The 26,159-nt window shown below is 47.5% G+C and carries 27 protein-coding genes; 17 read left to right on the top strand and 10 right to left on the bottom strand.

Annotation, left to right across the window (positions count from 1 at the left end; translation table 11 throughout):
- Positions 1 to 5: 5 nt before the first annotated feature.
- Positions 6 to 992, bottom strand: coding sequence for a hypothetical protein (locus J0L70_RS03810; RefSeq protein WP_268184403.1), 987 nt, complete (start codon positions 990 to 992; stop codon positions 6 to 8).
- A 493-nt stretch (positions 993 to 1,485) separates the two neighbouring features.
- On the opposite strand from J0L70_RS03810, the gene J0L70_RS03815 reads away from it, so the two are divergent.
- Both J0L70_RS03815 and J0L70_RS03820 read left to right on the top strand, forming a co-directional pair.
- On the top strand, positions 1,486 to 2,607 hold the full coding sequence (locus tag J0L70_RS03815) for a geranylgeranyl reductase family protein (RefSeq protein ID WP_190649828.1): 1,122 nt from the start codon (positions 1,486 to 1,488) through the stop codon (positions 2,605 to 2,607).
- A gap of 91 nt (positions 2,608 to 2,698) precedes the next feature.
- Positions 2,699 to 2,881, top strand: a complete 183-nt coding sequence (locus J0L70_RS03820) for a type II toxin-antitoxin system HicB family antitoxin (RefSeq protein WP_287453169.1) — start codon at positions 2,699 to 2,701, stop codon at positions 2,879 to 2,881.
- Here the strand turns inward: J0L70_RS03820 and J0L70_RS03825 are convergent.
- The gene (locus J0L70_RS03825) at positions 2,878 to 3,258 is read right to left on the bottom strand and encodes a hypothetical protein (RefSeq protein WP_287453170.1); all 381 of its coding nucleotides are present in this window, start codon (positions 3,256 to 3,258) and stop codon (positions 2,878 to 2,880) included. The genes J0L70_RS03820 and J0L70_RS03825 overlap by 4 nt on opposite strands.
- Before the next feature lie 125 nt (positions 3,259 to 3,383).
- Positions 3,384 to 4,916: a metallophosphoesterase family protein gene (locus J0L70_RS03830; protein ID WP_287453171.1), complete on the bottom strand. Its 1,533-nt coding sequence runs from the start codon at positions 4,914 to 4,916 to the stop codon at positions 3,384 to 3,386.
- 108 nt (positions 4,917 to 5,024) lie between these two features.
- Between J0L70_RS03830 and J0L70_RS03835 the strand changes: the two genes are divergently transcribed.
- Together J0L70_RS03835 and J0L70_RS03840 are read left to right on the top strand one after the other, a co-directional pair.
- Positions 5,025 to 6,176, top strand: coding sequence for a pyridoxal-phosphate-dependent aminotransferase family protein (locus J0L70_RS03835; RefSeq protein WP_017287823.1), 1,152 nt, complete (start codon positions 5,025 to 5,027; stop codon positions 6,174 to 6,176).
- A gap of 167 nt (positions 6,177 to 6,343) precedes the next feature.
- The gene (locus tag J0L70_RS03840; RefSeq protein ID WP_190649834.1) at positions 6,344 to 7,885 is read left to right on the top strand and encodes an AAA family ATPase; all 1,542 of its coding nucleotides are present in this window, start codon (positions 6,344 to 6,346) and stop codon (positions 7,883 to 7,885) included.
- Between the two features lie 9 nt (positions 7,886 to 7,894).
- On the opposite strand, the gene J0L70_RS03845 is transcribed toward J0L70_RS03840, so the two are convergent.
- The 3 genes from J0L70_RS03845 to J0L70_RS03855 all read right to left on the bottom strand — a co-directional run bounded on the left by J0L70_RS03845 (position 7,895) and on the right by J0L70_RS03855 (position 11,903).
- Positions 7,895 to 8,881 (bottom strand): glycosyltransferase family 2 protein, encoded by a 987-nt coding sequence (locus tag J0L70_RS03845; protein WP_287453173.1) that lies wholly within the window; start codon positions 8,879 to 8,881, stop codon positions 7,895 to 7,897.
- Positions 8,881 to 10,566: a 6-pyruvoyl-tetrahydropterin synthase-related protein gene (locus tag J0L70_RS03850; RefSeq protein ID WP_287453175.1), complete on the bottom strand. Its 1,686-nt coding sequence runs from the start codon at positions 10,564 to 10,566 to the stop codon at positions 8,881 to 8,883. The genes J0L70_RS03845 and J0L70_RS03850 overlap by 1 nt, the downstream gene beginning before the upstream one ends.
- Positions 10,567 to 10,868: 302 nt before the next feature.
- Complete coding sequence (locus J0L70_RS03855) at positions 10,869 to 11,903, bottom strand: aldo/keto reductase (RefSeq protein WP_026148587.1); 1,035 nt, start codon at positions 11,901 to 11,903, stop codon at positions 10,869 to 10,871.
- Between the two features lie 398 nt (positions 11,904 to 12,301).
- Between J0L70_RS03855 and ebsA the strand changes: the two genes are divergently transcribed.
- From ebsA to J0L70_RS03900, 9 genes are all read left to right on the top strand, one after another.
- Positions 12,302 to 12,679, top strand: a complete 378-nt coding sequence (gene ebsA / locus J0L70_RS03860) for a type IV pilus biogenesis protein EbsA (protein ID WP_017287819.1) — start codon at positions 12,302 to 12,304, stop codon at positions 12,677 to 12,679.
- A 162-nt stretch (positions 12,680 to 12,841) separates the two neighbouring features.
- Positions 12,842 to 13,930, top strand: coding sequence for a phosphotransacetylase family protein (locus tag J0L70_RS03865; RefSeq protein WP_268184378.1), 1,089 nt, complete (start codon positions 12,842 to 12,844; stop codon positions 13,928 to 13,930).
- Positions 13,927 to 14,559 (top strand): urease accessory protein UreG, encoded by a 633-nt coding sequence (ureG, locus tag J0L70_RS03870; RefSeq protein WP_017287817.1) that lies wholly within the window; start codon positions 13,927 to 13,929, stop codon positions 14,557 to 14,559. Before J0L70_RS03865 ends, ureG begins: the two co-directional genes overlap by 4 nt.
- Before the next feature lie 182 nt (positions 14,560 to 14,741).
- Complete coding sequence (gene urtA, locus J0L70_RS03875; protein ID WP_026148586.1) at positions 14,742 to 16,067, top strand: urea ABC transporter substrate-binding protein; 1,326 nt, start codon at positions 14,742 to 14,744, stop codon at positions 16,065 to 16,067.
- A 140-nt stretch (positions 16,068 to 16,207) separates the two neighbouring features.
- Positions 16,208 to 17,368, top strand: a complete 1,161-nt coding sequence (locus J0L70_RS03880; RefSeq protein ID WP_268184375.1) for an ABC transporter permease subunit — start codon at positions 16,208 to 16,210, stop codon at positions 17,366 to 17,368.
- Positions 17,369 to 17,383: 15 nt separating this feature from the next.
- Entirely contained in the window at positions 17,384 to 18,559 is a 1,176-nt protein-coding gene (urtC, locus tag J0L70_RS03885; protein ID WP_017287813.1) for an urea ABC transporter permease subunit UrtC, read from the top strand.
- Positions 18,519 to 19,274 carry an urea ABC transporter ATP-binding protein UrtD gene (gene urtD / locus J0L70_RS03890; protein WP_268184372.1) on the top strand — a complete coding sequence of 252 codons (756 nt, stop codon included), beginning with the start codon at positions 18,519 to 18,521 and terminating at the stop codon, positions 19,272 to 19,274. Before urtC ends, urtD begins: the two co-directional genes overlap by 41 nt.
- A gap of 6 nt (positions 19,275 to 19,280) precedes the next feature.
- Positions 19,281 to 20,027: an urea ABC transporter ATP-binding subunit UrtE gene (gene urtE, locus J0L70_RS03895; protein ID WP_287453176.1), complete on the top strand. Its 747-nt coding sequence runs from the start codon at positions 19,281 to 19,283 to the stop codon at positions 20,025 to 20,027.
- Positions 20,028 to 20,252: 225 nt separating this feature from the next.
- Positions 20,253 to 20,450 (top strand): hypothetical protein, encoded by a 198-nt coding sequence (locus J0L70_RS03900; RefSeq protein ID WP_287453177.1) that lies wholly within the window; start codon positions 20,253 to 20,255, stop codon positions 20,448 to 20,450.
- Here the strand turns inward: J0L70_RS03900 and J0L70_RS03905 are convergent.
- The 3 genes from J0L70_RS03905 to hisH are packed head-to-tail and all read right to left on the bottom strand — an operon-like array spanning position 20,447 to position 21,914.
- Entirely contained in the window at positions 20,447 to 20,746 is a 300-nt protein-coding gene (locus tag J0L70_RS03905) for a hypothetical protein (protein WP_190649846.1), read from the bottom strand. The genes J0L70_RS03900 and J0L70_RS03905 overlap by 4 nt on opposite strands.
- A complete protein-coding gene (gene rsmD / locus J0L70_RS03910) occupies positions 20,743 to 21,276 on the bottom strand; it encodes a 16S rRNA (guanine(966)-N(2))-methyltransferase RsmD (protein WP_268184363.1) in 534 nt (177 codons plus the stop codon). The genes J0L70_RS03905 and rsmD overlap by 4 nt, the downstream gene beginning before the upstream one ends.
- Positions 21,273 to 21,914 carry an imidazole glycerol phosphate synthase subunit HisH gene (gene hisH / locus J0L70_RS03915; RefSeq protein WP_287453178.1) on the bottom strand — a complete coding sequence of 214 codons (642 nt, stop codon included), beginning with the start codon at positions 21,912 to 21,914 and terminating at the stop codon, positions 21,273 to 21,275. The genes rsmD and hisH overlap by 4 nt, the downstream gene beginning before the upstream one ends.
- A 49-nt stretch (positions 21,915 to 21,963) precedes the next feature.
- Between hisH and J0L70_RS03920 the strand changes: the two genes are divergently transcribed.
- From J0L70_RS03920 to J0L70_RS03930, 4 genes are all read left to right on the top strand, one after another.
- Entirely contained in the window at positions 21,964 to 22,473 is a 510-nt protein-coding gene (locus tag J0L70_RS03920; protein ID WP_287453179.1) for a pyroglutamyl-peptidase I family protein, read from the top strand.
- A gap of 103 nt (positions 22,474 to 22,576) precedes the next feature.
- A complete protein-coding gene (locus J0L70_RS03925) occupies positions 22,577 to 22,969 on the top strand; it encodes a Uma2 family endonuclease (RefSeq protein WP_502711020.1) in 393 nt (130 codons plus the stop codon).
- Positions 22,970 to 22,977: 8 nt separating this feature from the next.
- A complete protein-coding gene (locus J0L70_RS32120; protein ID WP_502711021.1) occupies positions 22,978 to 23,154 on the top strand; it encodes a Uma2 family endonuclease in 177 nt (58 codons plus the stop codon).
- An 87-nt stretch (positions 23,155 to 23,241) separates the two neighbouring features.
- Positions 23,242 to 24,639, top strand: coding sequence for a DUF3370 domain-containing protein (locus J0L70_RS03930; protein WP_287453180.1), 1,398 nt, complete (start codon positions 23,242 to 23,244; stop codon positions 24,637 to 24,639).
- Here J0L70_RS03930 and J0L70_RS03935 read toward each other — a convergent pair.
- The gene (locus tag J0L70_RS03935) at positions 24,617 to 25,747 is read right to left on the bottom strand and encodes a sensor histidine kinase (RefSeq protein ID WP_287453181.1); all 1,131 of its coding nucleotides are present in this window, start codon (positions 25,745 to 25,747) and stop codon (positions 24,617 to 24,619) included. The genes J0L70_RS03930 and J0L70_RS03935 overlap by 23 nt on opposite strands.
- Positions 25,748 to 26,159 lie beyond the last annotated feature (412 nt).

Raw genomic sequence — 26,159 nt, forward strand, 5'->3', positions numbered from 1 at the left:
CTGTACTAATCTACAATTCGATCCAAAGCCCGATCGCTCTTTAAATAAGCTGAGTAAACATAGAGCGATTGCGGATCGACTTGATCCGACTGCATCTTGTAATCGTGCGTGGCGAATTCGATTTGTAGCATTAAGCGATCGTGGCGAATCGGGGGCATTCCTTTGTGGAAGCACAAGGTATCTTCGGCAAACCCAAACCCTGCATTGCCACATACTGTCACTAATTTATCGATTCCGTAAGTCTCAACAATCTCAGAATCTCTAAATCGCTTTCTCACCCATTCGTGAGCAAATCGTTTTCGACGATGCGTGCCTTGAATACAGGCATGAGCACCCGTGAGTGAATCGACATTCGTGAGATAGAAAAAGAATTTGATAAAGCGGTAATCATCAAGATCGTAATGAAACAGTTGCGCTGCTTTACGACGAGCGTGTAAAGAGGCTTCTGTTGCAAAGCTCCACCAAAGCTGACTACTAATCAAAATTGGCTCGGTTCCTAAATACTCTGCTGCGATCGACAACAATGTGGGATCTTGAGTCAACCGCTCGATCGCAGGACAATTCTCCACCGTATTGAAATAGTGCGCCGTGACAAATGCCCGGTGATACCATTGTTGCGCTTCTCGCTTGCGGGTGTAGTGAAAGCCATATTCCGGTTTACGATCGCCATAACAAGGGTACTGCTTTGCATAAGTAATGATGTCTTCGCGCAGATCCGGCGGCAAATTCAAACCTAAGTAAATTCCGTCCTTGACTAAAGACTGCACGACTGTCTCAGGAGCAGTTTCGGGAAACGCAGACTCGCCTGAAAATCGAGCGATCACGCTTGCACGGGATCTGAACCGATGGATCAGCGATCGCACTGCACCAAACCGTCCTAACTTCCGCATCAGTAGCCAATTTGGATTTTTAGTGATCCCTCGAAACAACTCGTAGCCGTAGTCATACGCATCATGGTAAAAATTGCGCAGCCAATAGAAACCTAAGAACACATCCGTCTCCACTCAAACAGATTTGATAACTAATGATTGATGAGCCTTCATTTCACCCTTACAGGAGACTACAGAGACTCCCGGTAAGTTTTTAAATACTTCATGATTATTCCCGCTCAAGGATGAAGTTTTGACAAACTTAATGGCTTTATTTCGCAAGAAAACTCATAGATTTGATGAATCAAAAGGGATAAAACTAAATAATTAAAACCTGAATTATATAGAAGCAAAACACTTTTTTGATTACCTGAAATAGCGAATTCGCAAAGCTTTCGTCAAACTTAATGTAATTGTTAAATACAAAAAGTTCTTCTGAATAATGTGGGCTAAGAAAATCTATAGGGTAAAATCTGCCAAAACAGGTTACATTGCTCTAAGTGATATGACATTCCTCACCTCGCGCACTTATGAGGATTCTTAAAACAGTTCGGATCGCGGTGAGAAAGTTTGAATGACCTAGATAGCGTTGACGTAGGAGTGAACTTCCAGCTTTATGTTTGACTGTATTGTTGTTGGAGCAGGTCCCGCCGGCGGAACTGCTGCTTACCATCTCGCAAAACGCGGACGTTCAGTTTTAGTGTTAGAGAAAGACGCTCTGCCTCGTTACAAACCCTGTAGCGGCGGAGTTTCACCTGCGATCGCGCAATGGTTCGAGTTTGATTTCAGCCCCGTCATTTCTCGCAAAGTCAATACAATCCGCTATACCTGGAAGCTCGGTGATCCGGTCGATGCGACACTGGAAACGCCTGAACCGATGTGGATGGTACGCCGTGATGAGTTTGATCAATTTGTGATCAAACAAGCTCAGCAAGTCGGTGCAGAAGTTCGAGACGGAACGGCGGTAACGGGGATCGAATTTAAAGGCGATCGCTGGCTCGTTCAGACCACCGCTGGATCTCTAGAAGCAAAGTATCTAATTGCCGCAGATGGTGCAAAGGGTCCGATGGCAAAATGGCTCGGATTCAAAGAGCGCAAGACGCAAATGGGTGCAGTCATGGAAGCACCTCATGCGATCGGGCAAACGGCTCAATTTGATTTCGGCATGTTGAAGAACGGATTTATCTGGAATTTACCGAAATCCGAAGGGTTCAGTGCCGGAACTGCATCATTTAGAGGCAACGATAAGACCGACTTTGATAAAGCCTTGTCGAATTATGCAAAAGAGGCTGGATTCAATACGAGCGGCGCACAGATTTATACCCATCCGATCGTATTTTGGGACGGGGATCAAGTCTTACATACTCAGAATGCAGTCCTTGCTGGAGAAACGGCAGCGATCGTTGATCCAATGACCGCAGAAGGCATTCGTCCTTCGATGTTTAGCGGCATGAAAGCGGCAGAAGCGATTGATCAAGCACTCAACGGCAATGCAAACGCGCTTGCTGAATATACCAACGTGATTCAGCAAGAGTGGGGCAGCGATATGGTTTGGGCACAACGATTAGCAAATCTGTTTTATCGAGTTCCGGGGATCGGGTACAAGGTGGGTGTGAAACGTCCGACTGCAACCGATCGTTTGGGCAAAATTATGTGCGGTGAGTTGCGTTATGCAGATGTAGCCACCCGCGCATTGAAGCGTTTAGGCGGTGGATTGATCCCTGGAATGGGCGGTTAGTCTAGCTTTTAATGAAGCAAAGCCTCGGAATTAATCTAAATTCCGAGGCTTTGTTATGCTGACTAATGATAGGTAGAGTTTTGGGAATGCGATGAAAACTCGTAGCTTTACAGTCATTATCTCTAAAGAAGACGACATGTATATTGCCGAATGCCCAGAAGTTGGCACAGTTGATCAAGGTGAAACGATCGAACAAGCTGTTGCCAGACTGAGAGAAGCAACCCGTCTGTATCTTGAAGAATTTCCGACCTGCACTCAGCAACGCATTCCCTAAGCTTTTTGCTCGTAGTAGCTAGAAATATGCTCGTAAACATGTTGCGGAAATTCTAGATCTCGATAGACATTACAAGCATCGGGATCATCAGGATTTGGACAAATTGGAAAGTTTTGATGCTGCTGCCAATCTAAAACACGATCGCGTTTCGGTGGATTGTAATCTTTGCCTTGAACCTGCTGATAAAGCGATTTTGCTTCCGCCTCACTGCATTCTTCATCTTTCAGAAGATACTCGATCACCTCTTCCTGCGAAAGAAAATGCCGAGCCACCATTGCGAAAACTAAACGCCCATAATGCTCGATATTTTCGCCCGCATCTAACGCATCCAGTAAATGCGCCATCATGTCACTTTTTCTCAAATCTTCGACAGACATAGACTTCTCAATAAATTGATCTACTATGACTGTTGTAGAACTGATGATCTAAGATGACTTCTGCCAAAAGATTCAAATGATCCGCATCAAGCTGATCCAAAGAATGATCTGATTCACATCAAACATCAGCCGATTACAATCGGGTCTAATGCTCGATCGTGCCATTGCCGCTGCGACCATTCCGAAACATAAGGACGCAGAACAAATTTCACAGGTTCACCATCCATCACGTCAATTCGTAGAAAAGAATAAGGACGCTGTTTGTCCTTTCCTTGCCCAGTTCGTCCGACAAAAAGTTGAGACTTCGCCACAATGCGATCGTCTTCTTCAATCTCGGTTCCCTCCTCTCGTTGTCGTCGCAAACTATAGCCACTCCCACCACAGATTACCCAATTAATATTGGAATCTGCATGTCCAGTCTCAACTGTCCGAAGGTACTCAAAACAATGAGCGTGACCCGTAAGCACAAGATCAACAATCGAGCGCTCCTTGATATCAACCGCTTTCGCTACATCATCAAAAACCTGCCGCAATCGATAGCGCACCGCATGAGTTTGTGCTTGATACCATTTCGTCGCCTCGGTCACATAGGGGGGATGATGAAAATAGATAATTCTGCCTCGCACGTCAGGAGAATTGAGCGATGCAATTAAGCGATCGCGTAACCAGTCTAACTGCTCATAATCTGTCACCGATGCTTCTGTATTCAATTGCTTATCAATGTCAAGCTGAATCTCTTCAAGTTGTTGAAGTTTGACACGAATATCGTCTGCTGCGTCTGACTGTTCGGGTTGATTGACATTTAAGCGAGAGAGTTCTTGTAGCAACTGTTGCATTTCTTGCTCGATCTCGTTACGACGATCAAGTAATTTCCCACGGTCTTCTTGAGTACTCGAAGGCACAATCGGCTCATTAAATGTATTGGAGTCGAGGGCAAAGAAATCAATCCCGCCGTAACGGAACGTATAGTAGCGGTTTGGCAAACGAGTAAATAACCCAGGCTCGTATTTTAAGCACCGTCCCGTTGAAGTTTCAGCCGTGTAATGTCGATCGAGATGTTCGGCTAAATGCATTGGGTCTTTCAACCACAACGTGTCCATGAACGCTTGGGCAAATGCTTTTCCTTGATAAGATCCATGAAAACGAATATCGAGATCAATCTTTTTTCGTAATAACAGTCTCAATGGATAAGAAATCTGAGCTAATACACCATAAAATAGGGTTAAATCATAATAATCATGATTTCCCAACACAGGTAAGAATGGGAAGTTAAACACCATTTGATCAAACTTAATCTTGGTCGGTGTTTCTCCCCCAACTAAAAATTCTCGGTAAGGCTCAATAAAATTTTGGGGATAAAATTCACTAGAGCCAACAAGATAAACGACATCTCCAGTATGTAAAACAAACCGACATTCGTCCTTATGAAGCAACATCTGCTCAGCAATTTGGCGTTGGGGAAAATGCCCAGGGTGTCGTCCCGATCCACTATCACCAATCACCAAGAAAGAAAAAGCATTTTGTTCGCGCGGATCATCAATGACAAAACGGGTTTGATCAATTCCGCGATCGCGCAAACTAGGGGCTTTCCACTGCACCCGCTCCTGCATTTTTTGAATTTTGAGTGCAGTAGAGGGTTCCGAAACAAATCTCATCATGATCAATCTCGATACATGATTAAATTCTGAACGCTGAAACCCGAATTTTCAACCATCTGTGTAATCCTGGATCAATGCGTAAATTTCTAGCTTTCTAAGGAACCCATCATGGACGACAAGTTAATGTTAATGATTCCGGGACCAACCCCTGTCCCTGAACAGGTCTTATCGGCAATGGCAAAGCATCCGATCGGACACCGGAGTGGCGATTTTGGCAAAATTGTGGCAGAAGTCACGCAAAATCTCAAATGGCTCCACCAAACGCAAAATGATGTCTTAATCCTCGCAGCAAGCGGGACAGGCGCGATGGAAGCCGGGATTATTAATTTTCTTAGCCCAGGCGATCGCGTTTTGGTCGGAACGAATGGAAAATTTGGCGAACGATGGGCAGAAGTGACGGATGCCTATGGGTTGCAAACCGAACGCCTTTCAGTAGATTGGGGGAAACCGCTTGATCCAGAAGCATTCCGTCAACGCTTGGAAAGTGACACTGACAAGCAGATCAAAGCGGTCATTGTTACCCATAGCGAAACTTCAACGGGTGTGATCAACGATCTCAAAACGATCAGCAGCTACGTTAAAGCACATGGAGCGCTGATGATGGCAGACACCGTGACCAGCCTCGGTGCAACCAGCGTGCCCGTGGATGAGTGGAGCTTGGATGTGGTGGCATCGGGTTCACAGAAAGGCTACATGATCCCGCCTGGATTGGGATTTGTTGCAGTCAGCGCAAAAGCTTGGGAAGCCTACAAGACGGCAAAACTGCCTCGGTACTATTTGGATTTAGGCAAGTATCGCAAGTCGAGCGCAAAAGATACCACGCCGTTTACGCCTGCGATTAATTTGTTCTACGCGATGCAAGCCGCGCTGAGAATGATGAAAGCTGAAGGCTTGGAGAATATTTTTGCGCGTCATGAACGCCTGCGCCAAGCTGCACGGGCTGCTGTAAAAGCGTTGAATATGCCTTTGTATGCAGCAGATGAGTGTGGCAGTCCAGCGATTACTGCGGTGATGCCAAACGGAGTCGATGCAGAACAAATTCGCTCTGTGATGCGGAAACGATTTGATATTGCGCTGGCAGGTGGACAAGACCATCTCAAAGGCAAAATCTTCCGAATTGGGCACTTGGGATTTGTCAGCGATCGAGATTTATTAACCGCGATCGCGGCGCTGGAAGCGACGTTACAAGAATTAGGCTATGACAGTTTCACGCCTGGGGCAGGAATTGCAGCAGCGGCGAAGGTTATCTCGAATTCCTAATTGAACTGCCGCGTTTCGGCTACGCTCACCGCTCAGTGCTGAAGATCTTTAGGTTCCAGTGCCTTTGCGGATTGATCGCAGCCGAAACCCAATCCTCAAGATGTCACTCGCGCTAATTCTGTATTCAAAGGGAATTCTGGGAAAGTGTTACTTTTCAGAACCCCCCTATGAGTCGTTCCGTTTCGATCGCATCAAATCTCCAAGACCTTCAGACTTTAATTCTGTCTTTTCATCCGGTCATCGCGATCGAAACCGTCGAAGAAGAGCGGGTACAAGACTTACTCAGAACAGCAACGCAAGAAATGGGCTTATCGTTGTTTGAGTGGAGCATGACTCAGGGATTAGTTCGTGTCTCTCAGAGCGATCGCTGGACAAATGAGTATGCTCCGCCCGGACAAACTACTTCTGGGTACGAAAACTCAGGCGATCCGCTAAAGCTGCTCGAAACAATTCAATCTTTAAACATCCGAGGAGTCTTTTTACTCAAAGATTTTGCGCCACACCTCGAAGATGCAAAGACAGCCCGGCAGTTTCGAGAACTAGTGCAATTGTTTGGGCAAACGCGATCGGTGATTGTTCTAGTGGGGGCTGAGATTGCATTGCCCGTCGAACTTGCACATGATGCTTGCTTTTATGATCTCAAACTTCCAGGACGAGATGAATTGCTGCAAGCTGTTCAAGACATTGTGCGATCGCTGCGCGTCAAAAATCGGGTGCAAGTCGAAGTTCAAGATCAAGACTTACAACTTCTCGTGAAATCGCTTAGCGGGATGACCTTAAAACAAGCGCGTCAAGTAGTAGCTTATGCCGCTTTAGAAGATGGCAAACTGACGGCGCAAGATGTGCAGCGAATTCTGCAACGCAAAGCGCAGATTATTCAAGAAGGCGGCGTTTTAGAGTATTTCCCGATGGATGATACGCCGCTTGATTTGGGCGGTTTTACCGGACTCAAACAATGGCTTGCTTATGCCAAGGTTGGATTTAGTCCGCAAGCTCAAGCCGTGAATTTGAAACCACCCAAAGGAATTTTAATTGTCGGGATTCAAGGCTGCGGAAAATCTCTGGCAGCAAAAGCAATCGCGCGCGCCTGGAAGATGCCCCTGTTAAAGCTCGATGCAGGTCGGCTGTATGACAAATATGTTGGTGAATCGGAGAAGAATTTCAGACATGCGATCGCACTTGCTGAATCGATGGCTCCCGCCGTGTTGTGGATTGATGAAATCGAAAAAAGCTTAGGCAACAATGGTGGAGATGCGGACGGCGGTTTGAGTCGGCGAATGTTTGGATCATTTCTCACCTGGATGCAAGAAAAAACAGGCGAAGTCTTCGTGATTGCTACCGCAAATGATCTCTCCCAAGTCCCGCCAGAACTGTTACGCAAAGGGCGATTTGATGAAATCTTTTTTGTCGATTTACCGGACGATCGCGAACGCCTGACAATTCTACAAATTCATCTCACCCGCCGCCGCCAAAATCCAGAGACGTTAGATTTATCAGCTTTGATTGCTGCAACGGATGGATTTAGTGGTGCAGAGATTGAACAAGCAGTGATTACAGCATTGTACAAAGCGTTGTATTTAAATAAACCGTTAGAGACTGCACTGTTGTTAGAGGTGATTAAATCGACGGTTCCACTGTCGATTACGCGGCGTGAAGATGTGCAGCGACTTAGAGCGATCGCTCAAGAGCGGTTTGTTAGTGTTCGATAATTGCCGATTTCAATCGTGACCTCGCTCGACTTGTTCTTGGGGCACAGAATATGTTCGTTGCTCGAATCCCGCGACTTCAGATAGTGTATAGAGTGGGCGGTTTTTTACTTCTTCATAGATGCGCCCAATGTATTCTCCCAAAATTCCAATGCTGAGCAGTTGCACCGCACCTAAGAAGAAAATAGCGACTACGATGATAGTTAATCCAGTCAAGGGTGAAGCGGGATAAGCAATTCTCCAGTAAAACGTCAGCAGCATCATCACGATCGCAACTAAAGCAGCAAATAATCCTACATAGGTTGAAATCCGCAGCGGCACTTTCGAGAAGGAAACTAAGCCATTGATGGCTAACCCAAGTGATTTGTGAAATGTGTATTTCACATCGCCAGCAATTCGAGGATCGCGCTCGAATTGGATTGCAGTCTGAGAAAATCCAACCCACGATCGCAAGCCCCGAATGTAACGATTGCGCTCAGGCATTGCATTGAGTAAATCCACGACTTGACGATCCATCAAGCAAAAATCGCCTGTATCCGTTGGAATATCGACATCCGCAAGCTGTTTGAGCAATCGATAAAACACAAAAGCTGTCAAGCGCTTAAACCATCCTTCCTTGCGCCGCTGAGTCCGCTGAGCATACACCACTTGATAGCCTTGCCGCCACTTCTCAATCATGGCGGGAATCAGTTCGGGCGGATCTTGTAAGTCTGCGTCTAAGATGACAATCACGCGACCTCGAACATAGTTCAAGCCAGCCGTGACAGCAATTTGATGTCCGAAATTGCGAGCTAAGCTGAGATAACAAACGCGCGGATCGCGATCGTGTAATTCTCGAATTAACTGCAAAGACCGATCTCGGCTCCCATCATTGACCAAAATCAATTCAGATGGGGCATCGAGCCTGTCCATTAGCGCACTCACGCGACCATACAGCGCGGCGATCGTCTCTTCCTCATTGTAAATCGGAATAATTAGCGTGTACTTCGGTAAAAGCATCAAACCCACCTCCACAACAAGATCAACGCGATCGCACTTAGACTACTGACTGCAACGCCGATCGTAAAGATCGTTGTCCATCCATACCAAAGTTTGACCTCGGATTTTCCAGATGGAACGCGAATCTCGATCGTGCCATCTTTTGCCTTTGAGAGATCTAACTTCGCTTCATTTGCTTTTCCTTGCCAAGCCGGATGGTAGTAAGTTCTGAGTTTAAGGATTGCGGGTTCTGGCGTGTCGATATTCAGGACGCGAGATTGACCTGTCCAACGTTTGATATCAATTTTGGCAGTCTTAGGAGCTTCCATCACAGGAGCTTGACCTCGCAGAGGTTCTGGAATTTTGCCATCGTCTAGGGGCGGTCGATATTCTGGTAGATCGATGAGATTATCTGAGTACGGATCGTGAACAATCGCTTTGATCGTTTCCAGATTCATGATGGTTCCTCTGCCTGCATGATTCAAAGTGGGCAGACGGCGAGCAAGCTGAAAAGAGTATCTAAAATTTGCAACTAACACTGCCACAATGATCAGTGCAAATAGAATCTTCAGCCGCGATCGTTGCAGGGCATAGACCGCGATCGTGCAACTAATTCCCCCTGCCAGCGCGAACATTCCGAGTAGTCTCACCGGAAATTGCACCATCTGTAACGTTGGACTAGCTTCCCACACTGGAGCCGAGAGAATGCTCATCATGAAAGCAAGCGCGATCGCAAATCCTAGTACTCCCAATGCTGGACGCAACACTGTCTTGCGATTCCAAAGCGTTAACGCAATCGCTGAGAAAATTAAGATTGCGATGCCTTGATGGACATAGATGTAAGCCATTTTTTGTAATTGGCTAAGCGGCAACAATTGCAACTGTCCGCTGCCAATCATATTGGCTTGAAAGCCTCCGTTCACAGCTTTTAAGGCTTTGATATTGGCAAAAGACTGTTCTAGTACAGCAGGAAGCAGAAAGAATCCTGCAAGTCCAAATCCTATGCCTGCTGAGGCAAATAGTGGCAGAATTCGTTTCCAAGATTGCTGGATCATGAGCACGAAAAGATATCCGACCCAAGCGATTGTACAAAGCAGCAAGGTTGGAACATGGGTTAGTGCAACGACTGCCCAAAATAGAGCGAGCACAACTTTCCATCTCGGTTGCTCAAGTGCTTTATCTGTAAAGTACAACCCCAACGGCATCAACGGCTGAGCAAACAGCGCTGGAATTCCCCCAAAATAAGCTAAGTTTGTGAGTTGTGGAGCCGAAACATAGAATAATGCGCCGACAACCGCAGCTAATTTTCCCCACTTGCGTGCTGTGTAGATGTAGAATCCTAACCCGGAAATAAACAGAGCGATCGTACAAAGCACCGCGATCGTTTGCTGAATATCAAAGCCTGAACGCCTAAGCAGCGCACCGAGGTAGTAAACCAACGGGGGATAAAAAACAAAGGTGGGACTGCCGTATCCGTAGTTTGTTCCACCTAGCCAGCGGGGGTAAATCGTTTCCGTCAGCTCTAGAGCAAAGTGCTGAATCCAAGTCATATGCCAGGACAGATCGCCAAGTCCATTGATTCCATCTCGGAGCATTCGCCATGCGATCGCGATTGCGGCAAGGCTAATGAGGAGAATTGCGATTGTGTCGTAAACGCGCTTAGAAATCGAAGGACTTCGGGAAAGTCCAGAGAAAGAAGGAAACATAGTGGGGCAGATTCAAAGGGGCTTGAAGGTATTTTGCCCAATTTATTGGCGTGCTAGCGTTTGAATGCAGAATTCTCGAAGGTGCGGATAAGAAACGCTATCATCGTCACTCGCTTGACTCATTGCGAAGCAATTTCATAGTCAAGCACAGCTTGTTTGTATGACTGTTCTACCTTGATGAGATAGTAAGGAAACGTGCTAGCTGAAATTAAGGTTCAGCTAGTGATGCATATCAATCAGTTAAGTTAGTACTGATTCAGCTAGCACTTCTGAAGTTGATTGATAAAAGCTCAATGTAGAAACTATTGACGAGTTCGATCGAGTTTAGAAACGACTCCGCCAAATGCAAAATTTTGCACCATCTCGCTTGCCAGAAAGTCATGCGGAAAGCCAAGCTCGATCGTACTCACATCATTCAATCTCTGAAGCTGTTCTGAACTGAGTTCAAATCCTAAGCAATCCATGTTCTCCTTGAGTTGATCGAGCTTGCGCGAACCAATGATTGGAATGATGCTACCCGGTTGTTGACGAATCCAATTCAGTGCGACTTGCGACGGGAGCTTACCTATTTCAGCAGCAATATCGAGCACAGTTTGAGCGATCGCGAGTTGCTTTTCAGTGACCGGGCGCGAAGTATCAGGATTACTCAATCGTCCTTCCACAGGTTCCGGCTTGTTATATTTACCCGTTAAAACTCCTGCTCCAAGAGGACTCCAAGCCGTTACTCCAATCTCAAATGCTCGTGCCATAGGCAGGAGATCTCGCTCGGGAGTACGTTCAATCAGAGAGTACTCAATCTGTAGTCCGATAAACGAAGTCCAGCCGCGAAATTGCGCGATCGTATTTGCCTGAGAAATAATCCAGGCAGGTGTATCTGAGATGCCAATATAGAGAATCTTGCCTTGTCGAACTAAGTCATCAAATGCTCTCATGACTTCTTCGACAGGTGTTGTAAAGTCCCAAGCATGGAGCCAAAGTAGATCGATGTAGTCTGTTTCTAGGCGCTTCAAACTTGCTTCAACTGCTTGCACCATGTTTTTCCGATGATTGCCAGCAGCATTCACCCCGCCGTTGCCCATGTTGAGTGAGTACTTTGTAGCGAGTACCCACTTTTCGCGATCGCGTTTAATAAATTCTCCAACAAACTTCTCGCTGGTTCCATTGGTATAGAGGTTTGCGGTATCAATGAAATTTCCGCCTGCTTCTGCAAAGGCATCAAACATTTTGCGGCTCTCTTCATACGCTCCGCCCCAGCCCCAATCCTCTCCGAAGGTCATTGTGCCGAGACACAATTCCGAGACTCTGAGACCGCTCTGTCCTAGTAGTTTGTATCGCATCGTTTTTCTAAAAGTGCAGTGAAGGGTAGCGGTTCATTCTTCCCCGGATTGAGGGAAATTGAATGAAGCATTGCATGACATGCTGCAATTGAAAAGTCATCGAATCAATCGGACTCGCGGTGCATCGATTGCGCATCGCGTCGAGCATCTTAATTATCAAGACTAGGCTAAAACTCTCCGATGAGTCAGGCTCAGAATCAATTTCTTAGTGTTGTTTTACAAATTGCAATAAACGGTTCAACTTCATGACGAATTTAGATTTAGCATCGCGCGAAAGCCTAGCAAAATCTGACCTGTGCGCTTTCTACTCATCCTGGGCATAATGAATCCGCCCACCAAGATACTCACGGTTCTGTCTGATACATTCACCCTTTGGATTGACGAAACAGGAAGCCAGCATGTCCATTGAGAAACTTCAACCTGCACCTACGCAGCAAGTCGGGGTCTACACGCCATATTATCCTCAACAAACCAAAAAACAACTTCTTCCATTTGCGATTAGCCTCTATCAAAAAGGGGCGCTTGAAGGAGAACGCAGAATTGAGGGAGCTGAAAGTATTCCGTTTATTGCGACTTGGAATGTTTCAACCCTACCTGCGGATTTGTGCCGTTGTCGGATTCAATTTGAAGGCAATGCTGAACTCAGTTATGAGATCATGATGGCGAACTTCGAGTTTGTTGACTTCTTAATTGATGTCATTCTTAATTTTAAGCGGAGTCGGCTTTCTGATTTTTCCCAGTCGTTTTATCGCAAGCTGTTGCGCATCGACGAATAGAGGGTTCAATTCCATCTGATTCTGATCAAGTCAGGGCGATCGTAGAATTCTACGATCGCCCTGACTTTTGCCGTAGTTCCGAACTGAGTGTATCCAAGATTGCGATAAAATTCATAAAGCTACAAGGCTGTTCATTGAGTCATCATTATCCGGAGTAAGCGCGTGCCAAAGTCCGCCAAGTATTTAGTCATCGGTTCGCTAGAAGCTTACAGTGGCAAATCGGCTGCCATTTTAGGAATTGCTCATCAACTCAAAGCGAAAGGGATTGATCTTGCCTACGGCAAAGCGTTAGGCGGCGGCTGGGGTCAAACTCAGATGGCAGATAATGATGGTGATATTCAATTTGTAGCAGAGGCGATACAACTGCCCCAAGAACGGCTCCAGGCTCCCGTCCTCAACCTCGATACGGATACGGTTGAAAGACGGATTAGTGGAACTGATCAGCAGGACTATCCACAATTGTTGGCGCAGCGATCGCAAGCGCAAAAAGGCGATTTAGTCATTCTGGAAGGACCTGGAAATCTCAGTGAGGGTAAATTGTTCGATCTCTCATTGCTGCAAGTCGCAGAAACCATTCAAGCCCAGGTAATGCTCGTCACACGGTTTCATTCTGTACTCTTGCTCGACCAGATTTTGAGTGCAAAAGAGCAATTAGGCGATCGCTTGTTAGGAGTTTTGATTAATGATGTTCCGGCGGATCAGATCAATTCCATCAATCAGTCACTCCGTCCTTATCTAGAACAGCAAAATATTCCCGTGCTAGGGGTGTTGCCGAGTAGTACGTTGTTAAGAAGCGTCAGTGTTGCAGAATTAGTGCATCAATTAAATGCAGAAGTGCTCTGTCGCCCTGATCGCTTAGATCTCATGGTCGAAAGTTTGACGATCGGCGCGATGAATGTCAATTCTGCTTTGAAGTATTTTCGAGCGAGACACAATATGGCGGTGGTCACAGGCGGCGATCGCACGGATTTACAGCTAGCAGCGCTGGAAACTTCCACACAGTGTTTGATCTTGACCGGGCACATTGCGCCGACGAAAGAGATTGTGGCACGCGCAGAGGATTTGGAAGTGCCGATTCTTGCAGTCGATTTAGATACATTAACAACTGTTGAAATTATTGAACGAGCCTTTGGAGAAGTGCGATTGCAGGAGCCAATTAAGTTTCAATGTATTTGTCAAATGATTGAAGCTCATTTCGACAGCGATCGCTTATTGTCCGCTTTAGGATTAATGCCAGCAAGTACACGATGACACAAACATTAGTTTCAACCGCATTCCGAGTCGGAATTGCAGGTCCCGTGGGATCAGGGAAAACAGCGTTAGTTGATGCCCTTTGTAAAACGCTGCGTGATCGGTTTGCGATCGCAGTCGTGACGAATGATATTTACACGCAAGAAGATGCGAAATTTTTAGTGCGATCGCAAGCTTTAGACCCGAATCGAATTTTGGGAGTCGAAACGGGAGGCTGTCCTCATACAGCAATTCGGGAAGATGCATCGATGAATCTTGCCGCGATCGAGCAGCTTGAGCAGCGATTTCAGGATTTAGAGCTGATTTTCGTCGAGAGTGGTGGCGATAATTTAGCTGCAACCTTTAGTCCTGAACTGGTTGATCTGAATCTCTATGTAATTGATGTTGCAGGCGGGGATAAGATCCCGCGCAAAGGCGGTCCCGGCATCACAAAATCTGATCTATTGGTCATTAATAAGATTGATTTAGCGCCCTATGTCGGTGCCGATCTGCAAGTTATGGAGCGAGATGCAAAGTTGATGAGAGGGGATAAACCTTTTGTCTTCACAAACTTAAAAACACAAGCTGGATTAGGCACCATTGTTGATTTTGTGACCACTTACGCAGGGCTGAACCTGACGCAAAAATAACAAAATAACCCTTAAATTGTAGTCCTCAATACAATTCTTGCCAGAACACAAGCCCTAGTATTTCAGAGATATTACTGAAGCTTGAAATCGCGACATCTCTGCGACTCGCTCCTTCGCAGAGCCAATCTTTTTTGGATTGTTCGATCGCTCTTGCTTGGTTCAATACGTCACTACTTTGGACTATGACAAACTCATTCGGACGGCGTGAATTTATTGTTTTTGGCTCCACTCTTGCAGGGAGTATTTTGTTGAAATCGTGCGGAGCGCCCACAGCTTCAACGGGTTCAAGTTCAGGTTCTTCTCCTGCTGCTTCTCCTGCTGCCAATACCGCAGCATCGGGCAACACGATCAAGGTGGGAATCTTGCACTCGCTCTCTGGCACGATGGCGATCTCTGAAAAGAGTGTCGTCGATGCTGAGCAATTAGCGATCGAGGAGATCAACAAAGCGGGCGGTGTGTTAGGCAAGCAGATCGAAGCGGTCGTTGAAGATGGCAACTCGGATTGGCCAACCTTTGCTGAGAAAGCGAAGAAATTGATCGATCAAGACAAGGTGGCAACGGTCTTTGGTTGCTGGACTTCAGCAAGCCGGAAAGCGGTACTGCCTGTGTTTGAATCGAAAAAACACTTGCTCTGGTATCCCGTGCAGTATGAAGGGCAAGAATGCTCTAACAATGTGTTCTATACGGGTGCTGCTCCCAACCAACAGATCGAACCTTCGGTCGAATGGTTGTTGCAGAACAAGGGCAAAGAGTTCTTCTTGGTGGGTTCAGACTATGTCTTCCCCAGAACTGCAAATACGATCATCAAAGCTCAGTTAGCAGCTCAAGGCGGAACGGTGAAAGGGGAAGACTACATTCCCTTAGGCAACACCGAAGTCAAATCGGTTGTAGACAAGATCAAGCAAGCGCTTCCGAATGGCGGCGTGATCTACAACAGCTTGAACGGCGACACGAACGTTGCATTCTTCAAAGAGCTGCAAGCATCTGGTTTGACACCTGACAAGTATCCTTCGATGTCGGTGAGTATTGCAGAAGAAGAAGTTAAAGCGATCGGGGTTGAATATCTCAAAGGTCACTATGCAGCATGGAACTACTTCCAAACGGTGAATACACCTGCTAGCCAAAAGTTTGTGCAAGCATTCAAGGCGAAGTATGGCAACGATCGAGTCGTGAACGACCCGATGGAAGCTGCTTACATCATGGTTTATCTGTGGAAGCAATCCGTTGAGAAAGCAGGAACCGCTGATGATCTCGATAAAGTGAAAGCAGCCGCGTATGGTCAGACCTTCGATGCACCCGAAGGAAAAGTCACCATGAACTCGAACCACCACTTGTCGAAGTTTGTCCGGATTGGTGAAGTTGGAGATGATGCGCTGTTCAAGATTGTTTCCGAAGGCAAGGAAGCGGTGAAACCGTTGCCTTGGAATCAGTTTGTTGCAGAAACGAAAGGCTTCTCCTGTGATTGGTCTGATCCGGCGAAAGGTGGGAAGTTCAAGCTGACAACCTAGGGATTGATGGCTCTGTCTCATGTCACAGAGGTAGGGAGTGGGGAGTAGGGAGTAGGGAAAGAATTGTACGATTCCGTTTCCCACTCCCCACTCCTCACTCCCTACTTCCTCATTTCTGTCATACCGACTTGGAGGAGATTTTGCTATCAGGACTTTTGAATGGATTGTTCAGTGGGCTAAGCCTAGGTTCAGTACTGTTACTTGCAGCATTGGGACTGGCGATCGTCTTTGGACTCATGGGTGTGATCAACATGGCGCACGGTGAGTTAATGATGCTCGGCGCTTACACAACTTTTGTGGTGCAAAATGCCCTGAAGCCGTTGGGTGGCATTTGGTTTGATGCCTATATTTTTGTTGCTTTGATCGCAGCGTTTATTGTGACTGCCATATTTGGCGTGGTGCTAGAGCGTGGGGTGATTCGATATTTGTATGGGCGACCGCTGGAAACGCTACTGGCAACGTGGGGTGTGAGCTTGATCTTGCAGCAGTTGGTTCGCAGTGTGAGTTGGCAATTTGTAGTTGGGCTGATTGTCTTCTGTGCGTTCTTCTTCGGGGGACTGTGGTTTTTAGCAAAACGCCCGAATTTTGAGCAATTTCGAGGGTGGGCGATCGCGCTTTTACTGCCGATCTCGGCTGGGATCGCGCTCTCGCTCGGAAATTATTTAGGTCAAGCGTATGGGCTGCTGATGACCAAACCGTGGTTTGGCGCGCAAAACGTGGATGTGACGGCTCCGCGATGGTTGCGGGGTGGATTGTCGATCGCCGACACACAGCTTTCCTATGCTCGGATTTTTATTATTGTCTTGACGATCGCGTGTTTGTTTGGCGTGTATTGGTTTTTAAATCAAACGTCCTGGGGCTTGCGAATTCGTGCGGTCACGCAGAATCGCAGCATGAGTGCTTGTCTCGGAATTCCGACGCAGAAAGTGGATGCTTTGGCATTTGCGATCGGGTCTGGGCTAGCTGGAGTCGCAGGATGTGCGGTGAGTTTGCTCGGATCAGTTGGTCCTAATACGGGACAGAACTACATCGTCGATACCTTTATGGTGGTCGTCGTGGGTGGGGTTGGTAAGTTAGTCGGCAGTATTATCGCAGCACTGGCGATCGGAACCGCGAACTATATTATTGGCTCGAACTTGTTAGTCGATGCGTTTAGTTTCTTTCCGCCGTTGGCTGAATTCTTTCGGTTCTTCTCAACGATCAGCATGGCAAAGGTGATGGTCTTTGCATTAATTATTGTGTTTCTACAGTTCCGCCCGGCTGGACTGTTCCCGCAAAAGGGTCGAACGGTGGATGCTTAAAAAGAGGATGACGTTGTGAAAAGGGAAATTCCTTGGTGGAAAACGAAATCGTTTGCAATCGAAGTTGGACTTGTGATTGCGATCGCGCTCTTGCTGATCTTTGTGATTCCGCCTTTGTTAGTCGGCGTGGGTCAAGCCTTTCGCGTGAATTTGCTCGGGCGGTTTTTAGCGTTAGCAATTGTGGCGTTAGGGATTGATTTAATTTGGGGCTACACTGGCATTTTGAGCTTGGGTCACGGATTGTTTTTTGCGCTCGGTGGCTATAGTTTGGCAATGTATTTGCAGTTGCAAATTCCCGCCGGACAGCTTCCTGAATTTTTCAGTCTCTATGGCGTCACTGAACTGCCAGCTTTTTGGTTGCCGTTTTACTCGCTGCCGTTTACGGTCTTTGCGATCGTCTTGTTGCCGACGGTCGTGGCGGCAGTGCTAGGCTATCTGGTGTTCCGAAATCGGATTCGGGGCGTTTACTTTTCGATTTTGACGCAAGCGGCTTTGATCGTATTTTTCAACTTCTTCAATGGTCAACAAAAGTTGATCAATGGAACGAATGGATTGAAGACGGATACGGCGACTATTTTTGGACAAGCGGTAGGTTCGCCCGAAGTGCAGTGGGTGTTCTACATGCTGACGGTCTGGTTGCTGGTGGGCGCTTATGCACTGTGTCGATGGCTCACGAGTGGTCGATTGGGACGGTTACTGGTTGCAGTTCGGGATGATGAACCGCGCTTGCGATTTTCTGGGTATGACCCGACGGCATTTAAGGTGTTGGTGTTTGCGATTTCTGCGGGACTTGCGGGGGTTGCAGGTGCATTGTTCACGGTGCAGTCTGGGATCATTTCGCCCAAGTCGATGGACATTGCTTTCTCGATCGAGATGGTGATCTGGGTGGCAGTTGGCGGTCGGGCAAGTTTAGTCGGCGCGATCCTGGGTGCTTTGATTGTGAACTTTGCTAAGAGCGTGCTGAGTGAACAGTTTCCCCAGGTTTGGTATTTTTTCCAAGGTGCATTGTTCCTCACAGTTGTGACGGTGCTGCCGGGTGGATTGGTGGGCTGGATTCGCAATGAAGGCTTAGAGCTTGTGCGATCGCGAATTCTTGGCAAACGCTACCTGATGACCTACCCAAGTTTAGAAGAAGATCCGGAAGTGCAATATGAGCGAGAAAATCTTGCAAATCGAAAATCTGACCGTTAGTTTTGATGGCTTTAAGGCGATCAATGACCTGAATTTTGACCTGGATACGGGCGAGTTGCGGGTGGTGATTGGACCGAATGGAGCCGGAAAAACGACCTTTTTGGATACGATTACTGGGAAGGTGCAGCCGACGGTTGGAACGGTCTACTTTCAAGGTCGAAACACAAAAGGTCTCAAAGAACACCAGATTGCGCGGTTAGGTGTGGGGCGAAAGTTTCAAACGCCGAGGGTGTATCTAAATTTGACTCCGCGTGAGAATTTGGAGCTTTCTTGTACGCGCGATAAGAATATCTGGAATGCGATCGTTGGAAAAACTCCGGCTGCGGAACGGCGAACGGTGTCTGGGCTGCTGGAAACGATCGGGCTAGATCTCAAAGCGGATATCAAGGCGGCGTTGCTGTCTCATGGAGAGAAGCAGCGTTTGGAGATTGGCATGTTGGTGGCTCAGTCTCCGGATTTGCTGTTAGTCGATGAGCCAGTTGCAGGGTTGACGGATGAAGAAACCGAGAAGGTAGGGGATCTGTTACTGGCGCTGGCTGAGAGTCATTCGATTATTGTGATCGAACACGATATGGAGTTTGTCCGACAGATTGCTCGCAAAGTCACGGTGCTGCATCAAGGCAGTGTGCTGTGTGAGGGTTCGATGGATGAGGTACAAAACGATCCGCGAGTCATTGAAGTATATCTAGGGCAACAAGAAGATCACGCTGCGTAATTTACTATGACGAATACAACGTTAGAACCAATGGGAATGGACATTGCGGTTCCGATGCTTCAGGTGTCGGGATTGAATGTGTACTATGGCGAGAGTCATATTTTGCGGGATGTGGATATGACGGTGCATCCGGGCAAGATGGTCTGTCTGATTGGGCGCAATGGGGTGGGAAAGACGACGCTTTTGAAGTCGATTATGGGGTTGCTGAAGCCGCGCCGAGGAACGATCGATCTGGGTGGTGAGGCGATTACGATGAAGACTCCGGATCAGCGTGCCCGGTTGGGGATTGGCTATGTGCCGCAGGGGCGGGAGGTGATTCCTCGGCTGACGGTGAAGGAGAATTTGATGTTGGGGATGGAGGCGTTGCCACCGAAGAAGCGTACGGCTGACATTCCGGATGAGATTTTTGAGTTGTTTCCAGTGTTGACGACGATGCTGGCTCGGATGGGCGGGGATCTCAGCGGTGGGCAACAGCAGCAGTTAGCGATCGCGCGGGCTTTGATGGGTCAACCGCGGTTGCTGGTGCTAGATGAGCCGACGGAGGGGATTCAGCCGTCGATTATTCTGGAGATTGAAGCTGCGGTGCGGCGGATTATTGAGACGACTGGGATTTCAGTGTTGCTGGTTGAGCAGCATTTGCATTTTGTGCGTCAGGCGGATTGGTACTATGCGATGCAGAAGGGCGGGATTGTGGCTGCTGGATCGACGAGTGAGTTGAGTAATGAGGTGGTACAGCGGTTCTTAGCGGTTTAGCATCAGGGCGTGATTTTTCTGGCAAACCGAAGCGGGAGCGAAAACCCTGGAAGGTTTGCCAAAAGCCTAGAACTACAACAACTCAATGGTTTTGAGAAGTCAACGAGACTGCAATTCTTAATTGCTATCCTTCGAGATAACCTTACGATCGAGGACTTTGAAATTTGGCGAAAAAGTAGGAGTATAGTCTTGAAACTGCTTCTGCTTTTGCAACAGGAGAACGCAATGCCAGAGATTCCACAGCAACTGAAACCCGATGAATTGCATCAATGGCAGCTAGCAATTGCAGAAGCCGATCGACATAACATTCTCTGTCATTGTCGAGACTGTGACTATGAATGGGTTGCATCCAAGCCAGAACCTTGTCAATGTGGAAGCAAGCAGGTCGAACATATCGCTTGCTGGCAGTTTCCGGATGGTTAGCGAATTGGGATAAACGGAAAAACCGTTCTAATAAACTTCCGTAACCGCAAAAGCCCGATCGTTTTTCTCAGTCCCGGAGAAACCTGATTGCGCGGATTTTCAGGCGGACGTTGTTGAAGTTGAGCCTGAAGATCAGCATATTCAGCCGCCGTTAGCCGTTTATTATCAATCGGCGATCGCGCTTCTGTAATAATCTCAGTTCGCGCCACTTCCTCGGGCAAGTCTTCCGGCGGTGGAAGTGCCGTTGCAGGCAGCGCAGCAGTCAGAATAAACAACGTCACAAGCTTCCAATTCATAGCTGATAAAACGTCAGTGCAGTGTTGCCGTAGCGTTTTTGGCGAACGATCGAAAATCCCGAATCTGGTAACTCATACTCAGGACTATGCTCGATCGCAAACTCACCGTGGGGAGCAAGTAGATTCAGTTGCTCGACCAACTGTAAGACCGGAACATACAAATCGCTCGCATAAGGCGGATCAAAATAAATTCGATCGAACTGTTGCCCTTGTAAGCGATTGAGTTGTTTGACGACATCCCCTCGTAACAATTGAAAAGACTGATCTGGCTTAGCAACTTGTTTCCAATTTTGCTCAATCACAGCACAAGCTTTGGGAGATTGTTCAATCCCAACTACGATCGAAGCTCCTCGACATAGAGCTTCCGCCCCCATCGAACCACTTCCAGCACACAGATCGAGCCAACGACACTGATCGATCGTACCTTGCCAAATGTTAAATACTGCCTCGCGCACCCGCGCTACCGTTGGACGAGTCGCCTGTCCTGGAAGCGTTTTCAGAGATCGATTGCCGTAAATTCGCAAACTCATACCTGCAATAGCTGACGTTGATTCACTAGCTCAACAAAGTTCGAGAGCAACTGCAAGCCAGCCGTAGAGGATTTTTCTGGATGAAACTGCACTGCCATCAGATTATCTCTCGCGATCGCAGCCGTCACCGTTTGCGTTCCATGCGTAATCGTTGCTGCCCGAATGCTCGGATCAGTCGGCTCAACATAGTAGGAATGCACAAAATAGACCCAAGGCTTCTCACCCAAGCGCTGCCAGAGGGCACAATCTGGCTGAGTGAACTCTAATTGATTCCAACCCATGTGCGGAATCGTAATCTCAGGCTCGTGGTGAAATCGCTTCACAACTCCTGGCACAATTCCCAATCCAGCTTCTTTGCCTTCTTCGCTCGACTCAAACAAGATTTGCAAGCCTAAACAAATTCCTAAAAAAGGCTTACCACTCGCAATCACATCTTTAATCGGCTGAACGAGATCGCGAGATCGCAAATGCTGCATCGCCGGATCAAACGATCCCACCCCTGGAAGCACGACCGCATCTGCGGATTCGATTTCTTTGGCAGAGTCCGTCACGATCGTAGTTGCACCTGCGTTATCTAGCCCTTTACAAGCCGAGTGCAAGTTTCCCATATCGTAATCGATGACCGCGATCGTGGGCATTGCTCATTCCTCCAATCTAATATTTAGATTCTAGTAGCAATCTGGAACGATGAAAATTCTCCTCACCTCATTTTCGACTTGGATGCCTCACCAGATCTCCAATTCATCGGATGATTTACTTCAAGCGATCGCTGATCACCAAGACTGTCATTTTCTACGCAGTATTCCAGTCGATTTTGAACTTGCACCAAAAGTCACGATCGCCCAAATTCAAACGCTTAATCCTGCTGGAATTATTTGCTGTGGAATGGCAGAATCGCGTCAAAAGTTATCGATCGAATCTAATGGCAGATTTCAGAGCGAAATTCTGCGATCGCGCTTGAATCTAGAAACTCTGCTCGAAGGAACGACCACCACCGAAATTAGTCATGATGCAGGAGATTACGTTTGTAACTATCTCTACTATTCCGTTTTGAAATATCTAGAGCATTGCCAACTAAATCAACCCTGTGTGTTTATTCACGTTCCAATTTTGACTTCAGCAAATCACACTGCGATCGTTGAAGATTTTCTGAGTATTCTCGATCGCATTCGATCGCAGTGCAATGAATTGATGTAAAACTTGCTGGGGCGAGACTGACCGTAACAATTTCTCATAAAAATCCCATTGTTAAGCGAATCCTCTTGTTACGCTAAAAAACATCAATTTAGCGAGGCATACCATGACGGCGATCGTCATCAATCTCCGTCCAACGATCGAACTGACCGACGACGAGTTCTACCAGTTCTGTCAGCAGAACCCAGATCTCCGCATTGAAACCACAGCTACCGGAGCGCTAATTGTTACGCCACCAGCGGGAGGAGGAACTGGAAAACGGAATGCTGGCTTAACAACTGACGTTGGACTTTGGAATCGCCAAACTGCTTTAGGAGTTGTGTTTGATTCTTCGACGATCTTTAAGTTGCCAAATGGAGCCAATAAATCGCCTGATGTTGCTTGGGTCAGTTACGATCGCTGGAATGCTCTAACCGTAGAACAACAAGAACGCTTTCCGCCGATCGCACCTGACTTTGTGATTGAACTACGATCGCGCACCGACGATATGAAGACTTAGAAGCCAAAATGCAGGAATACATAGACAACGGAGTGCGCCTCGGTTGGCTGATTGACCCCCAAACACAACAAGTCAAAATTTATCGGCAAGGTCAGTCTGTTGAAACGCTACAATCACCTCTCACACTCTCCGGCGAAACCGTTTTACCCGGATTTTTACTCGATCTCAGCCGCCTTTTTCGCTAAATCGTCAAGAATTCAACGAGACAAATAGCAAACTGCGATCGCGGTTTTTCGGTATGATCAATCCCGCTCTCGATCTTGAATTCCTTTATGTTGTCGCTTCTCTCCAGTTTGATCTTGTCACAAGCAACGCCCGCTCCTACTCCGACACCGACACCGACTCCCACTCCTCCCCCACAGCAAACGATCGTAGAACCGCAAGAAATGCGCGCTCTGCCCGGAGAATTAGATTCAGTGCCCGTCTTCAACAGCAACAGCCCAGAAGTGGTGCAAAAAGAAGGAATTTTACTGTCCACATTTCCCGCAGCAGGCAAACAATTCCCATCAGCACACCTCAATCAAAGCTTTTCCGGCAGATTTGACATCTTCACCCATCACATTGCCAAAGCCCTCACCCCAGAAGATTTGAGAACGCTTTATCTCGGTGTGATTGCTCATAATCCCGGCAAGACAGCCGTCACGATCGACATTCTCCAAGCTGCGAGCTATCTGAGCCAACCTGATGCGCCGTTTATTTCACTCGATCCCGCGATCGCCAATGAGGATGGCAAAACTTTCGCAGGTCCCGGCAGTCGCGCTGTCGGGGAAGTCCTGCGCGGATTACGCCAAGATATCTTTCCGGCTCAAGTTGTGATCCCACCTGGGGAAAGCCGGATGTTAATGAACTTGCCGATTCCTGTGAAGCCGCTCACCCCACCGCTCAATGGTCGATCGTCTTTGATGAGACTGCGCAGCACTGGAGAAGTGTATCTTGCAAGCCTAGGCATGTTTGCCAAACAAAATCCCGACAGCACAGAACGCGAACCCACGGTTGAAGAATGGGAAGCATTGCTCAATACAGCAGATCTGTCAGGACCACGCGATAAAACGCCAACCCCGATCGAAGAAACCACAGGCACTTTAATCTACGGACGAGTTGCAGGGGTCGCCGTTGGCTCGCAATGGAACGGACGAATTTTAGATGCAAACCGAGATTCTCTCAGCATTCCTGCACCAGGGGCAGGCTTCTCTTATGGATTAGCCACGCTGCATCGCGGCACATTGGGCACGAATCAAAACCAAAGCGCTAAAATGATTCGCCGCTATCCTGATACAGCCTATCAAGCCCACGGAAACTATGCCATTCAATATAGTCTGACGATGCCGCTGGAAAATACCAGCGACCAGCCTCAAACCGTTGTTCTCACGGTCGAAACCCCGCTGAAGCGAGAAGACACCGACAAAGGACTGCGCTTTCTTGAGCCTGCGGGACCGCAGATGAACTTTCGCGGCACCGTCCGTTGGAGATTCAACGACGATCAAGGATTACCCCAAACTCATTACGTTCACCTCGTTCAACGTCGCGGTCAACAAGGTGCGCCGCTTGTCACCTTGCAGATGCAACCTCAAGAACGACGACTCGTGCAGTTCGATTTTCTTTATCCTCCGGATGCCACGCCACCACAAGTACTGACGATCAAAACCCTTAAATCGGAACCTGCACCGTAAAGCAAGTGCCCACTCCAACCGCGCTCTGAATCGCAATTTGTCCTCCTAAGAGATCAACGCAGCGTTTGACGATCGCGAGTCCCAAACCTGTGCCGGGAATGGCACTTGCATTCTGAGCGCGATAAAACGACTGAAACAATTTCGATTGCTCAGATGCGGGAATGCCAATCCCTTGATCGGCAACTTGTAGGGTCAGATGGCTGGAATGAACTTGCAAATTGCATTCGATCTTGCCGCCTTTCGGTGAATACTTGATGCCATTCGACAGCAAATTCACGACAATGCGCTGGAATAGAGTGGCATCAATTTGGGTCACGGGCATCGTCGTTTCAGATGAAAACACAATCTCATGGCAAGACGTATTCGCCTGGGCTTCTTCGATCAGTTCTGCACACACTTGTACAGGGTTCACCTCGGTCGGACTGACCTTAAATTCAGGCTGCTCTGTCCGACTCAGCACTAGGACATCTTCTAACATCTGAGCCATCTGCTTGATCTTCGATCGAATCCGCTGAAAATGCTTGCGTGCCCGATCGCTCTGCGGAGCTGTCGCCGTTTGCAATAAATCGATCGAGGTCGAAATCACCGCTAAGGGAGATCGCAATTCGTGAGCGGTATCTGCTAAAAATTGAGTCTGCGGCTGTGGCGATTCTTGTGTCGGTTGCGGTGATTCAATCGGGTGGCTAATCGTGGCAAATCCGATCGGTTGATCGGTTTCGCGATCGCGAATCAAAAACCACTGACTTTCAAACCAAACCAGTTCAGACGATCTTAAGAGTGCAAACTTGCCTCGCCACTCTCCAACTTCATAAAGTCTCGGCAAGATCGTGTCATTCCAAACCTGTTGCCGGGCTTCGTCTAACTTGAACTCAAATGATTTAAGTAAAGTCTTTCCACTCGGATTCAGACAAATCCACTCGTGATCGAGGGACACGACTCCGATTAAATCTTGACTCTGCTGAGCGATCGCGCCGAACCAACTTAACTCGCTCCAAACCTTTGAGGGACACCTGCTTTCAACCTCTGGCTTTCGAGACGCTTGAAAGCGAGAAGCATGATTGAGGGTTGGGGTAAAACACACTTTAACAGCCTGATGCGTTGACTTCATGGCAGCTTGCTTTGCTTAATCACATCCAGGGAACCGACTGCGACACGCTGATGTTGCGCCTCAGTGATTTCTATTAGCTAATTTCCCCGATCTCTGTGGATCATCCGTACAATTTCGGGCATCTTTATTGTTTCTTTATATTATTGACCTGTATTATTGAAAACAATTCAGAGATCGCGCTGAGCAAGGTGAACAATTCAGTGTTCACGCAGAAGTGGAAAAAATTGATACATACTGACGCTCGCTCTCTACGATTTTACGATTGTCACCTTGAGAATACGCAGGAGCGATCTCGATCTTAATCCGTACAAGTACTTGGAAAATATGCGGTCTTGCTGCAATTTGAACGGTTTTGAACGTCTAGACGCAAGTTTTACCGTAATAACCCTGAAATTTTGCGCAAGCCATAGCC

This window comes from Leptolyngbya sp. UWPOB_LEPTO1 (assembly GCF_017302695.1).
Lineage (GTDB): Bacteria > Cyanobacteriota > Cyanobacteriia > Leptolyngbyales > Leptolyngbyaceae > Leptolyngbya > Leptolyngbya boryana.